The organism is Streptomyces arenae (assembly GCF_022343545.1).
GTDB lineage: Bacteria > Actinomycetota > Actinomycetes > Streptomycetales > Streptomycetaceae > Streptomyces > Streptomyces humi.
Window position 1 is genome coordinate 89,235 of the sequence record NZ_JAKQYH010000042.1, and the last position, 12,944, is coordinate 102,178.

Here is a 12,944-nt window from a genome sequence, read left to right on the forward strand (position 1 = left end):
CGGTCACGGGCGGCGCGCGTGCGCGAAACCGCGTCGGTGCCAGAGCAGGCCGCCGGCGTGCGCGGGCTCGCCGCTCACCTCGGTGACCCGGCCCACCAGGATCGTGTGGTCGCCTCCCTCCAGGAGCCGGTGGCGGACGCAGCGCAGCACCAGGGAGACGCCGGCGATCACAGGGGCCCGGTCGGGACCCGCGCCGAGAGGAAGGCCGGCGAAGCGCTGCTCGGCCGGCTGCGTGAAGCGGTCGACGAGGTGCTCCTCGCCGGGGCCGAGCAGATGGACGGCGAAGTCCTCGGCCCCGGTCAGCACGTCGTGCGTGCGTGAGGCCCGGTCGAGACAGACCAGGAACAACGGCGGGGCCAGCGACAGTGAACTGACGGCGCTCGCCGTCAGGCCACGCGGTCTGCCCCGGTCGTCGTAGCAGGTGACGATGGTGACGGGGGCGGCCAGGGCGGACATGGCGGCGCGGAAGGAGTCGGCGAGGTCCGGGGCGGTCGTGGCCGAGGTCTGGTCGGCCAGCAGGGCCGGGCTCACCGGGCCACCTCCAGCGGCCGTGCGGAGCCCCGCAGCCAGCGGCCCTCAGGACGGCCGGTGAAGCCGGTACGGATGTCCCAGCGGACGCGGCCGGCCAGCACCGTGGTGGTGAAGCGGCCGGTGAAGGTCCAGCCCTCGTACGCGGACCAGCCGCACAGCGACCGCACGTCACGAGCCGAGAACTGCCACCGCGCCGACGGGTCGAACAGTGCCAGATCGGCGTCCGCCCCGGGTTCGAGCCGTCCCTTGCCCGGCAGGTCGAAGAGGCGGGCGGGCCCCTCACCCATCAGCCGGGCCAGGTGCGCGGCGGCCTCGTCCGGATCCGTGCGGCGGGTGAGCAGACCGGTCCAGACACCCGTGGCCAGCTCCTGGACGCCGGGCAGACCCGGCGGTGCCTCGGCCGGCGGACGGTTCTTCTCCTCGACCGTGTGCGGCGCGTGATCGCTGCCGAGCGTGGCGGCCTCGCCGTTCAGCACGGCCCGCCACAGCCGTTTCTGGTCCCGGCACTCGCGGATGGCGGGGGAGAGCCGGGTACGCGGGCCGCGCCGGGTGGTGTCGTCGTGCGTGAACGACAGGTGGTGGCCGGTCACTTCGAACGTGAGGGGCAGCCCCTCGGCGGCCGCCGCCGTCAGCAGGTCGGCCTCCTCCGCCGACGACACGTGCAGGATGTGGGCCTTCGTGCCGTACTCGCGGACCAGCCTGATGACCTGGGCCACCGCGACGATGCCACCCGAGCGGGGGCGGTGCGGCTCGTACTGGCCGTACGAGTCGGGGATCCCCGCGTCCGCGTCGAGGAGGTCGAAGACGTGCTGGTCCTCCGCGTGCAGGACCAGACGGACACCGCCACGCGCGGCCGCGGCGAAGGCCCGCCGCAACTGCTCGTCGTCCCGGAACACCACCGGTGCCGTGTGGTGGCCGGCCATGAAGATCTTCGCGGAGGTCGCGATCCGCGGATCGAGCTCGGCCAGGAGCTCGGGACGGTCCGGGTCGGCACCCATGTGGAAGCGGTAGTCGGTCCACGAAGTTCCCTCGATCAGCTCGGCCTTGGCGAGCAGAGCGGCCTCGTCGAGCGACGGCGGGCGGGTGTTGGGCATGTCGATCACGGTGGTCACACCGCCGACGAGGGCGGCCCGGCTGCCGTGGTCCCAGTTCTCCTTGTACTCCAGGCCCGGGGTGCGGAAGTGGACATGGGAGTCGATCAGCCCCGGCAGCACGTACTGGCCGCGGGCGTCGATCCGCGGACCCGGGGGCAACGGCGCGCCGGGTGCCGGCAGTTCGGCGATCCGGCCGTCACGGACGATCACCGTCGCGTCGCGGACGCCGTCGGGGGTCACGAGGCGGCCGCCCTCGACGATCAGCTCGGCGGGCCGGCCGGCGGACACGGGCTTCACCTGTTCCACGTCAGACTCACCAGTTCCTTGCAGAGGTCGTTGGTCGGTCCCATCAGGGCGACCGCGCGCGCGTCGCGGCCGTATCGGTTGATCTCGTGCGAGGCGACATAGCCGGCCGAACCCAGCAACCGCTCGACCGCGTTGACGACGCGTTCGGCGGCCGAGGCGGCGAAGAGCTTGGAATGCAGCGTCGCGATCCCGGGGTCGGGAGCCGTACGCCGGCCGGTCCGTTCGACGATCGCCCGGGCCGCCTCCACCTCGCAGGCGATGTCGACCAGACGGTGCCGTACGGCCTGCTGGGCCGTCAGCCCCCGCCGTGCGGCGTGCTCGTGGGCGAGGTCGAGGGCCGCCTGCGCGAGCCCCACGGAGACGGCGCCGAGCGTGGCGCCGCTGTCCCGGACCCCGGCGATGATCGAGGCGGCCGTACCGACCGGCCCGAGCCGTGCGGTGTCCGGGACACGGCAGTCGTGCACGGAGACGAAGCCGGTCGCCGACCCCCGCATGCCGGTCAGCTGGAGCGAGGTGTCCGGCTCGAGGCCGGGGGTGTCGGCCGGGATCAGGAAGAAGGTCTGGCCGGCCGCGCCGTAACCGGTGTCGGGAGCGGCGTCCGCGGCGGCCTGTTCGGTCTGGGCGAGCACCAGGTAGATGTCGGCGAGGCCGGCGCTGGTGGTGAAGGACTTGGCGCCGTCGACGACCCAGCCGCCGTCGGACGTGCGGCGGGCGGTGGTGGACAGGTGCTTCTTGTTCGCGCCCGCGCCCGTCTCGCTCCAGGCGGAGGCGGCGAGCCAGTCGCCCCGGGCGAGCCGGGGCAGCAGCCTGCGGCGCAGGGCCGGACTGCCGTGTTCGAGGATGCGCCTGCTGACCGCGTAGTGCTGGAACAGCATGATCGACGCGGAGGCGTTGACCTGCGCCACCTGTTCGACGGCCGTGTTCAGACCGTGGGCGTCGGCACCGGAGCCGCCGTACTCGTACGGCAGCGCCAGACCCAGCAGCCCGGACTCGCGCAGCAGGGCCAGTGCCGGCCGGTCGGGTTCGCCGGTGGCGTCCGCGGTCCGCGCGCAGGCGGCGAGACGCTCCCGCAGCGGGACGGTCAGCGTGGTGCCCGGCCGGGCGACGGGCGGCTCGGTGAGCGCCGGCACGTCGGCCACGGTCAGGCTGTCAGCGGAAGCCATGACAACTCCTCGGAGGTGGAGGCGGGAAGGAAGGGACCGCGGTAGTCGACCTGCTTCTCCGCGACGGAGATCCAGGCGAGCCTGCGGTCGCCGGGACCGCCCGTCGTACGGGCCGAGGCACGGACGGTGGCGCCGGGCGTGCGCAGGGCGAGCATGCCGTCCTCCGGCTGGTCCGCGGCACCGGACAGCAGGTACGGGATCGTGCCCGCCACGGCGGCCCCCGCGGCGAGGCAGGTCGCACCGGTGAGGGCCACGGTCGGATGCCAGGACGGTACGGAGATGGCGCGCACGGCGAGGGCGCCGGGGCCGTCGGGAAGCAGCGCCGCCACCTTCGGGAAGGCGCCGGCCGTGTCCCAGCCCTGCTCCCGGCACACCGCGAGACGCAGCCCGCTCATCCGGTCGAACAGGACGGGATCGTCGGTGAAGAGCTCCTCGACCGTGCGGACACCGAGTTCCGCGGCGTTCACGAAGAGGTACGGATTGCCCATAGAGACCAGGGAGACGGGGACCGTGCGCCCTTCGAAGCGGATGCCGGTGACCGGTTCACCGGTGATCAGCAGCTCGTTGACCGGCCGCGCCGGCGAGCACAGGAAGTGGGCGGTGAAGCGGGTGCCCTCCGCGGAGGTCTCCTCGGCCTCGCACACCACGTTGTCCCCGTTGTTGAGCACGTTCACGCGGACCCGGCAGCCCGCCACGAGAGGCTGGATCATGCCGGTACGGGCGGCCGCCTCCACGGCGGCCAGGATGGAGTGCCCGCAGGAGCCGCGCAGGTCGAAGCTGTCGAGCCGGTCCGGCATCGACTGGACGAACCGGTAGTCCAGGTCGAACAGGGGGTGCCGGGACGGCTGGACGAGCGCGTTCTTCAGGACGTCCGCGGCCCCGTGGTCGGCCAGGGCCATGCGTAACCGGGTGAGCCGGTCGAGGAGTTCGGGTTCCGAGGAGGGCAGGGTGCGCGCGTCGACCACGGCCGTCGGGCACGGGGTGCCGTGCGCCCGCGCGAGACTGACGCTCATGCCGCCTCCAGCAGAACCCGGTCCGCCGTGCGCAGCGCGGCGGGGGCCGTGGTCGCCGCCGTCGCGAAGAACTCCTGGCGCCACAGCTGGTGCGACATCAGCGACCACAGGGCCAACGAGACGCTGTCGCCGGGCCGGACGGCCTGCTCCTCGAAGAGCGCGGCCACCCGCTCCGGGCGGATCCGGCCGTCGGCGCGGAGCGTGTTGGGGGACAGCACGTCGCGGGCGAGGGCCCACAGCGGCTGGCCGGGCGCGAGCATCGCGGTGACCGGGAGGGTGAAAGGCTGCTTGGGGCGGTCGAGCACACTGCGCGGGATCAGCCCCCCCGCGGCCTGGTACAGGGCCCGCTTCACGCCCAGACCCGGCACCAGCCGGTGGCTGTCGGTCAGCGTGGCGGCGAAGCGTACGACGGAGGGCTGGCAGAACGGCAGCCGCACCTCGATGGAGCTGGCCATCGACAGGTGGTCGACGCGCCGCAGGTGGTAGGCGGGCAGCCGGTAGCGCTGCTCCACGGCGGCGATGCGCTGGAGCCGGGTGCCGGGGCTGCTCCGCAGGATCTGCCGGATGTCCGCCGGCAGGGCCGGTCCGGCCGCGCGCACCGCGAAGGCGTACTCGTCGGTGTAGAGGCTCTCGCGCAGCGCCCGGGGGACGGCGGCCAGGTGGTCGAGGTAGTCCTCGGCCCAGTCCGAGCCGTGGTGCGCGGCGACGGCCTGCGTCATACGGGCGTAGCCGCCGAAGAGTTCGTCCGCCGCGTCGCCGGTGAGGGCGACCTTGAAACCGGCGTCGCGCACCGCGCGGAAGAGGGAGAACGTGGACAGGGTGATCGGGTCGGCGTTGGGCTGCCCGAGGTGGCGCACCACGTCGCCCATCAGGTCCGGGAAGGTCGCCGGGTCGATCTCGACCTGGTGGTGCCGGGTGCCCGAGGCGCGTGCGACCTCGGCGGCGTAGGCGCGTTCGTCGCTGGGCCAGGTACCGGTGTAGGCGATGTTGAAGGTGTGCAGACTGCCGTGGCCGCCGCCGGCCCGCAGCGCCCGGGCCGCGAGCGCCGTGACCAGGCTGGAGTCGAGCCCTCCGGAGGTGACGGCCGCGACCGGGGCGTCCGCCACCAGCAGCCGGGCCACCTCGTCGGACAGCAGGGCGCGCAGCTGCTCGCCGGCCTGTTCCAGGGAGCGGCCCTCGTCGGGGCGCAGGCCCTGCTCGTGGGCCATCGGACGGTGCCTGATGCGCAGTCCGTCGCGGTGGCTGACCACGGCGGTCGCGGCGGGCGGCAGCACCCGCACGCCCCGGAACATGGTGCGGTCCCCGAACGGGGTCTTGGACGTCAGGTAGGCGTCCAGACCCGTCTCGTCCTCCTCGGCCCGAACCCCGGTGAAGCCGAGCAGGGCCGGCAGTTCCGAGGCGAACCGGAAGCGGCCGGCGGCACGTTCCCAGTGGTAGTAGAGCGGTTTCATGCCCGAGTCGTCGGTGGCCAGCACCATCCGGGGTGTGGACCGCAGGTCCATGACCGCGACGGAGTACATGCCGTCCAGCTGTTCGGCGAACCGGTCGCCGTAGGTCAGGTACAGCGCGGGCAGGATCGACCCGTCGCACTGGTCGTCGAAGTGGAAGCCCAGCCCGGTCAGCCGTTCCCGCAGCTCGCGGTGGTTGTAGATCTCGCCGTTGAAGACCACCGTGATCCGGCCGAGGTGGTAGGGCTGGGCGCCCCCCTCGGGGTCCATGATGGACAGCCGGTTGTTGCCGAGCGCCCAGTCGGCCCGGTGGGTGACGCCCTGGGCGTCGGGACCGCCGTGGTGCATCAGGTCGGCGACGCGGCGCAGTTCGGCCTCGTCGGAGTGGACGTTGAAGGTTCCGTATATGCGGCACACGCTGCTTTCACCTGACCTGTGAGGAGTGGCCGGCGGCGGAGTAGAGCGCCGGGTCGTACGGGCTGGGACCGCCGCAGGTGACGAACCGGCGGGCGGTGGGGCCGGTGTGCGGGTTGCGGGCGCCGTGCAGGACGCCGGGCGCCGCGTACAGGACGTCTCCCGCGGCGACGTCGATCCAGCGGTCGCGCAGGTACATCTGGCCGACGCCCTCGAAGGCGATGAACGCCTCGTCGCTGTCGGGGTGGAGGTGGACGTTGAAGGTCTCGCCCGGCTGCTGGATGCCGCAGTGCAGGCACAGCCGACTGCTGCCGGTGCCGGGCCAGAAGACGAAGTTCATGGTGGCCCGGCGTTCGGCGGCCTCGACCTGGCCGGTCCCGTCGAAACCGCGCAGCTGGGTGGTGTCGTCCCAGAGCGAGGAGTGCAGGACCGGGTCGCTGCCGGCGGGGGCGCCGGCGAGCGGGGTGCGCCACACGTACGCGGTCATGCCCGGTTCGTCGGCGCTGAGGGTGAGGACGTGGCCGGTCGGGGCGTAGGCGGCCGAACCGCGTTCGACGGGACGGGCGTGCTCGCCGACCGCGGCGGTGCCGGCGCCCGCGAAGACCACGACGGTGTTCTCCTCGGAGGCGCTGTGCTCGGGCGTGTACGACTCGCCGGCCGCGATCCGGACGACGTGCAGGGTGACATGGGTGGCGCCCGCCGCGGGACTGACGGGTGTCGCCACCGTGGTGCGGCCGCCGGGAACGGGATGGAACGCGAACTCGGCCGCGGTGATGATGCGGGCGTCACCCAGTGCGGTGACGGCGCTGGCGGCGGGGGCTGCGGTGGATGCGGGCATGCTGGGCTGCTTCCTGTGTTCGAAGGCCTGCCGGAGTGGGGCCGGCCGACGGGTGCGGTGGGGGAGCGGGGAGCGGGGAGTCCGGCGGCGGCCCGGCCGGCCGGCGTCACCGGCAGGCCGACGGGCGGGTGCCGCCCGGCCCTTCGCGTGCGGCGAGGCGGCGCCGGCGTGCGCCGGGACCACGGCCCCGCCGGTCAAGGCCGGCGGGAGCGGCCGGGGTCGGTGCTCACGTCGGCAGGTGCGGGGGCCGTCGTGGTGTTTCCCTTGCTCTATGGAAGGTTCGCGCCACGGGTTCCCGGTTGTCTCCCGGGTCGCTCCCGGCCCCTGCGACCCCTCGGGGAACGGTGGGGGCGGCGGCCGGGACCGTGCGGTGGCCGCCGGCGTCCCGGGCCGTGGCCGCCGTACACGTGAACGCCGTACGGCGCACCCCTGGGCAGGGGCGCGCCGTACGGCGTTCACACGGAGGCCGTGACCGGCCGGTGGGGCACCTGTCAGCAGGCCTCCCGGGTGGCCGCGGTCCGGGACCGGTCGGCCGCCGGCGGCACCTTCTGCGCCACCGGTGAGTCGGCTGCGCGGCGCGCCGGCAGCGGCAGCCGTCCCTCCGCCAGGGCGAGCGCGGCGATGACCACGGCGCCGCCCACCGGTACGTTCCAGGTGATGCTCTCGCCGAGGGCGGACGCGCCGACGATCACGGAGAACACCGGGACCAGGTAGTTGACGCCGGACGCGGTGGTGGGACCGGCGTCCGCGATGAGCCGGTTCATCAGGGCGAAGGCGATGCCCGTGGAAGCGCCGCCGAGGACCAGCAGCGAGAGCAGCGGGCCCGCCGTCAGCTCGCCCGGCAGGTCCCAGCCGACGGTGAACGCGGTGATCAGACCGGTGATGACCATGGCGGAGGTGAGCTGCCCCGCGGTCACGGCGAGCGCCGGGATCTTGTACGGGGCGATGAAGCGGCGGACGTAGACGAAGCTGATCGCATAGCTGACCGCCGCGCCGACACAGGCGAGTTGGCCGCCGACGGAACCGAATCCGTCGGTGTGCCACGGTCCGACGACGACGATCAGCCCGGCGAAGCCGATCACGAGACCGGCGACCTTGCGGGCCGTGGGCTTCTCCGTGCGGATGGCCATGGCGGCGAGCCCCAGGGTGACCAGCGGGGTGGCACCCTGGATGACGCCGGCCACGCTCGCGGTGGTGTGCTGCTCACCGACGGCGAAGAGGGTGAACGGCACGACGTTGCCGAAGACCGATGCGACGACGATGTGCCCCCAGACCTGGCGGCCGGGGAAGGAGCCCTTGGTCACGGTGAGGATCACCGAGACCACGACGGCGCCCACGAGGAGCCGTCCGAAGGCGAGTTGGAGCGGTGCGAAGGCGTGCAGCGACACCTTGATGAAGGCGAAGCTGCACCCCCACAGCGCGGCGAGCAGCCCGAAGCGGGCCCAGTTGACGGGATGCATCCGATGACTCCTGGAGGTTGCGAACGGGGACGGGGGAGTGGGACAGGGTCGGGAGTGGGACAGGGGACGGGGGAGCACGCGGGATCAGGGCTCGTCGACCTCGAACTGGTCGTACTTCTCCATCAGCGCCACCATCTCGGCCCGCGTCGGCACGTTGCCGTCGGCGAGGAGCTCCGCCAGGCCCGTGAAGTAGGCCTCGCGGTTCTCCGCGGGCGTGAAGATGATCAGCATCTCCGCGGGCGCGTCGCTGTCGTTGCGGAAGCCGTGCACGGCGTGCTCGGGCACGTGCAGGAAGTCGCCGGCGTGGGCCTTGTGCCAGCCGGTGCCGTCGTGGACGGTGACCTCGCCCGAGATGACGTAGAAGGACTCCGAGATGCGGGTGTGGTAGTGCGGGGCCGCTCCGGCGGCGCCCGGCAGCATGTGGTGGTGGAAGAGGCCGAGCCGGCCGTCGGTGGTCTCGGCGAGGGCGATGTACCGGGTGGTCGTCGTCTGCCCGATCCGGACCGTGACGGCGTCCCCGAACCTCTTCAGGGTCGACACCAGGAGGGTCATGAGCTCTCTTCCCACATGCTCAGATAGCGCTCGCCGGTGTCCGGCAGCACGGTCACGACACACCGGTCGCGGTACTCGGGACGGGCGGCCACCAGGCGTGCCGCGTGCACCGCGGCCCCGGCGGACACGCCCACGAACAGGCCCTGTCCCGCGGCGAGTTCGCGGGCGGTACGCAGTGCGTCCGCGTCACTGACGGCGATCGCCTCGTCGATCAGGGAGACATCGGTGGTCGGAGCGACGAAACCGCCGTTGAGACCGGGGATGCGGTGACGTCCGGCCCGCCCGGCCGACAGCAGCGGGGAACCCTCCGGCTCGACGGCGACGATCCGCACGCCGGGGTCCTGCTCGCGCAGGTGACGGCCGATGCCGGTGAGGGTCCCCCCGGTGCCGACCGCGCAGACGAGGGTGTCGGCGCGGCGCCCGGTCGCGGCGAGGGCGGCGGTGATCTCGGGGCCGGTCGTCGCGTAGTGGGCCTCGACGTTGTCCGCGTTCTCGTGCTGGCAGGGGAACCAGGAGCCGGCGGTGGCCGCGTGGATCTCCTCGGCCTTCTCGATCGCGCCCGGATAGCCCAGCTCGGCGGGGGTCTGCACGACGTCGGCGCCCAGCGCCGACAGCAGGCGGACCCGCTCGGTCGTCGCGTTGTCGGGCAGCACGATGACACAGCGGTAGCCGCGCGCCGCGGCCAGGGCGGCGAGCGAGATACCGGTGTTGCCGGAGGTGGCCTCGACGATCGTGCCGCCCGGCGCGAGATCGCCGCGCGCCTCGGCGGCCTTCAGCATGTACAGCGCCGCCCGGTCCTTGCTGCTGGACATCGGGTTGGCCGCCTCCAGCTTGGCCAGCACCTCGGCGCCCGGCGCCAGGCCCTGGAGTCTGAGGCGGATCAGCGGGGTACCGCCCACCAGTTCGTCGATCCCGTCGGCGACGGCCGGGCGGACCGGGGGCGGCAGGGGGGAGCGGGGCGGGCGGGGTGCCAGAGTGGGCATGATGTGATTCCTCGTCAGATGAAGTCGTATGCAGCCGGAAGAAGTCGGGGAGGAGACGGACCGTAGCCCGGGGCTACCAGGAACCGGCCGACGCGATGCTCGCGACGACGTCCTCGGCCGGGCGGTTCGGCGTCCGTCCGGTCGCGGTGGCCGCCAGCATCCGCATCCCCGGCGGCACGTCCTTGTTGACCAGGGCCTGCGCACCGATCACCGCGTCGTCGCCGATGGTCACCGGGCCGAGCACGGTGGCGTTCGTCCCGAGGATGACGTTGCGGCCCACCACCGGATGCCGGCGGTCGCCCTCCGGCCTGGCGTTGTCGCTCCACCAGCCGACCGCGCCCAGCGTCACCTGGTGGTAGATCGTCACGTCGTCGCCGACGGTGCAGGTCTCGCCGATCACCACCGCCGCTCCGTGGTCGATGAAGACCCGGCGGCCGAGCACCGCACCGGGGTGGATCTCGACGGCGGTAAGCCGGCGCGCCCAGCGGGCCAGCAGACGCGCCGTCATCCGGTGCCCCCGGGTGTGCAGCCGGTGCGCCACCCGGTGCGTCCACAGCGCGGTCAGCGCGGGGTGCAGCGCAGCCTCCAGGAGGCCGTGGACGGAAGGGTCCCGCTCGACGACGACCCGCAGGTCCTCGCGCATCAGACGGAGCAGACCGGTGCCGGTCATGTCGGGAGGGGTGGCGGACGGCACGGCGCGGGCGGCGTCCGAGCCGGCCCGCCGGAACGGCAGGACGGACGCGGGCTCCTTGGAAGTGGCGCTCACGGAGTCTCCAGTGCTCGAGGGGCGGTCGCGGAAGGTGCCGGGACCCGTGTCCCGGGGCGGAGCGGGGAACCCGGAACACGGCGGTCACCGTGGGGTCCGGGCCTCGGGGAGAGCATCGCCGCCGCCGTTCCCGTTCTCTTCCCGCCCGGATCCCCGGCCGTGACCACGCGCCCCGCCCGGGACCGGACAGCCGCCGGCGACGTCCGGGCCCCGACCGCGCCCCGGCCGGGAGCGGCGGGGGAGCGATCCGGGAACGCCCGGCGGGACACTTCCCCCGAGCCCCGCTCCGCGCCCGTCTGCGCGGGGGCACGGCCAGGACGGCCGGCCGGGCGACTCACCCTGCGAGAGAGCAGTCACCCATGTACGAACGACCAGTTGCCGGGGGTACCCGGAACGCGAGCGACCACGGCGTCCGGCGGATCCCGGCCGCCGCCGAGGAGACGAGGACCCAGCCATGAGTGCGACGGCCGACCACGAACAAGAGCCATGTCCGGCAAGCGACGCCGCGCAGCGGGTCCTGCTGATCTGCCCGTCGCCGCGCCTCGTACGCGCGGCGGTCGCCGCCGGTTTCGCCGTACGGATACTCACCGACACACCGCTGCCCACGGACGGCACCATCCCGCCGGGGGTGCCCGTGGACCTCGTCGACCTGACCGACGAGGCCGCGCTGACCGAAGCCATCACGGTGTCGGTCCAAGCCCACGGCACGCAACGGCTGCTGGCCCTCGCCGGCACGGCCGAACTGCCCGCGGTCGCCGGGACCGCGGCCCGCCTCGGCGTGACCCCCAACCCGGCCGACGCGGCCCGTCTGCTGGGTGAGCCCGCCGCCATGCGGGCCCTGCTCAACGGCAGCCGGCACTCCTACGTCCCGGCCGCGCGGGCCCGCACCGCACAGGAACTGCCCGCCGCGGTCGAGGAGATCGGCGGGCCGGTCACCGTCCGCTCGCTGGACTCCGGCACCGGGCGGGCGGCCGCGGGGGAGCCGGCGGGAGAGCGGGCCTACCTGGTCGAGCAGTATCTGGAAGGCCCGGAGTACGGCGTGGTGACCCTCACGGCGGACGGAATGCACCGGGTCCTGGGCGTGGTGGCCCTGCACGGTGCCTGGCACCCGGGCTGTCACCTCTTCCCGGCGCCCCTGGCGGAACGGGACGAGGCGGAGGCACGCGCGATCGTGACGGAACTGCTCGACCTTGCCGGATACGAGTTCGGGTACGCCTACACCGTGGTCGTGCTGACGGCCGACGGACCGCGGGTGGTCCGGTCCCGGTCCGGGTTCCCGGACGAACCGCTGGCCTCCCTGATCGAGGTCGCGACGGGCTTCAGCGCGGACGAGGAGCTGGTGCAGGCGCTCGCCGGTAAGCCGGTGAGCGCGCCGACGGCCGACCGGTACGCGGCGGTGGCGACCTACCGGTTGCCGACGGGACGGCTGTTGTCGGTGTCCGGACTGGAGGCGGTGACCGAGCTGCCGGGCGTCCACCGGGTGCACTTCCCGTACGAGTCCGGGGACGACATTCCCGGTGACGGCCACAGCTCCGAGGGCTACGTGATGCTGAGCGCGGACTCGCCGCAGGACGCCGCGGGGACCGTCGCGGCGGTGGGCAGCCTGCTGCGCGCCGAGATCAGCCGAAGCCCCGACCGCGCCTGAACCGCCCACCGCCGTGGGCGGTTCCCGGCATCCCGACCCCATTCCCGAGTCCTTCCCTCCCGGGGCCGACGTCCCGGTAACGGATGCGGAATGTCCCGGGAGCGGCCGACGAGACCTTTCTTTCTGTCAGCACCGCAGACCGTGACGACAGAAGGCGGATCTCATGACCAGCAAGGGTTTCGGAACCTCGGCGGGCCTCTTCGCCACCGCGGCGATCACCGTGGCTCTCGGCCTCGGTGTCGCCGTCGGCGCGACGGCCACGGGCCCCGCCTCGGACGAAGGCCCGAACCTCGTGCCCCGCGTCTCCCTCGTCCACGCCCTCACACCCGCGTCCGACGAGGGCCCGAACGTGGCCACGACCGGTACGAACGGTGACGAGGGTCCGAACGTCGTCGCGGTCGGTACGGATGGTGATGAGGGTCCGAACGTGGTTGCGGCCGGCACGAACGGTGATGAGGGTCCGAACGTCGTCGCGGTCGGTGCGAACGGTGATGAGGGTCCGAACATCGTCGCGGTCGGTGCGAACGGTGATGAGGGACCGAACATCGTCGCGGTCGGTGCGAACGGTGATGAGGGACCGAACGTCGTCGCGGTCGGTGCGGATGGTGACGAGGGGCCGAACCTCGTCGCGGACGGGGACGAAGGGCTCAACGTCGTCGCCGTCTGACCGAGGCTCCTCCCCCCCACCCCGCAGTACCCACGAGATGCCGGTGCCCGCCGTGTCGAACGGC

The 12,944-nt window shown here is 73.4% G+C and carries 12 protein-coding genes; 2 read left to right on the forward strand and 10 right to left on the reverse strand.

The window, feature by feature from the left end; all coding sequences use genetic code 11:
- Positions 1 to 3: 3 nt before the first annotated feature.
- From MB828_RS17595 to epsC, 10 genes are all read right to left on the reverse strand, one after another.
- Complete coding sequence (locus MB828_RS17595; protein ID WP_301649031.1) at positions 4 to 531, reverse strand: flavin reductase family protein; 528 nt, start codon at positions 529 to 531, stop codon at positions 4 to 6.
- Positions 528 to 1,931, reverse strand: coding sequence for a dihydroorotase (locus MB828_RS17600; protein ID WP_301649032.1), 1,404 nt, complete (start codon positions 1,929 to 1,931; stop codon positions 528 to 530). The genes MB828_RS17595 and MB828_RS17600 overlap by 4 nt, the downstream gene beginning before the upstream one ends.
- On the reverse strand, positions 1,919 to 3,094 hold the full coding sequence (locus MB828_RS17605) for an acyl-CoA dehydrogenase family protein (protein ID WP_301649033.1): 1,176 nt from the start codon (positions 3,092 to 3,094) through the stop codon (positions 1,919 to 1,921). Before MB828_RS17605 ends, MB828_RS17600 begins: the two co-directional genes overlap by 13 nt.
- Positions 3,073 to 4,107 (reverse strand): PrpF domain-containing protein, encoded by a 1,035-nt coding sequence (locus MB828_RS17610; protein WP_301649034.1) that lies wholly within the window; start codon positions 4,105 to 4,107, stop codon positions 3,073 to 3,075. The genes MB828_RS17605 and MB828_RS17610 overlap by 22 nt, the downstream gene beginning before the upstream one ends.
- Entirely contained in the window at positions 4,104 to 5,972 is a 1,869-nt protein-coding gene (gene asnB, locus MB828_RS17615) for an asparagine synthase (glutamine-hydrolyzing) (RefSeq protein ID WP_301649035.1), read from the reverse strand. The genes MB828_RS17610 and asnB overlap by 4 nt, the downstream gene beginning before the upstream one ends.
- 7 nt (positions 5,973 to 5,979) lie before the next feature.
- A complete protein-coding gene (locus tag MB828_RS17620; RefSeq protein ID WP_301649036.1) occupies positions 5,980 to 6,807 on the reverse strand; it encodes a cupin domain-containing protein in 828 nt (275 codons plus the stop codon).
- Between the two features lie 491 nt (positions 6,808 to 7,298).
- On the reverse strand, positions 7,299 to 8,267 hold the full coding sequence (locus MB828_RS17625) for a DMT family transporter (protein ID WP_301649037.1): 969 nt from the start codon (positions 8,265 to 8,267) through the stop codon (positions 7,299 to 7,301).
- A gap of 84 nt (positions 8,268 to 8,351) precedes the next feature.
- Positions 8,352 to 8,819: a cupin domain-containing protein gene (locus tag MB828_RS17630; RefSeq protein WP_133024231.1), complete on the reverse strand. Its 468-nt coding sequence runs from the start codon at positions 8,817 to 8,819 to the stop codon at positions 8,352 to 8,354.
- Positions 8,816 to 9,802 (reverse strand): PLP-dependent cysteine synthase family protein, encoded by a 987-nt coding sequence (locus MB828_RS17635; RefSeq protein WP_301649038.1) that lies wholly within the window; start codon positions 9,800 to 9,802, stop codon positions 8,816 to 8,818. Before MB828_RS17635 ends, MB828_RS17630 begins: the two co-directional genes overlap by 4 nt.
- 73 nt (positions 9,803 to 9,875) lie before the next feature.
- Entirely contained in the window at positions 9,876 to 10,472 is a 597-nt protein-coding gene (epsC, locus tag MB828_RS17640; protein WP_301649131.1) for a serine O-acetyltransferase EpsC, read from the reverse strand.
- Between the two features lie 550 nt (positions 10,473 to 11,022).
- On the opposite strand from epsC, the gene MB828_RS17645 reads away from it, so the two are divergent.
- Together MB828_RS17645 and MB828_RS17650 are read left to right on the forward strand one after the other, a co-directional pair.
- A complete protein-coding gene (locus tag MB828_RS17645; protein WP_301649039.1) occupies positions 11,023 to 12,213 on the forward strand; it encodes a hypothetical protein in 1,191 nt (396 codons plus the stop codon).
- A gap of 220 nt (positions 12,214 to 12,433) precedes the next feature.
- Positions 12,434 to 12,880, forward strand: a complete 447-nt coding sequence (locus tag MB828_RS17650; RefSeq protein ID WP_301649040.1) for a hypothetical protein — start codon at positions 12,434 to 12,436, stop codon at positions 12,878 to 12,880.
- The last annotated feature ends 64 nt before the right edge of the window (positions 12,881 to 12,944 follow it).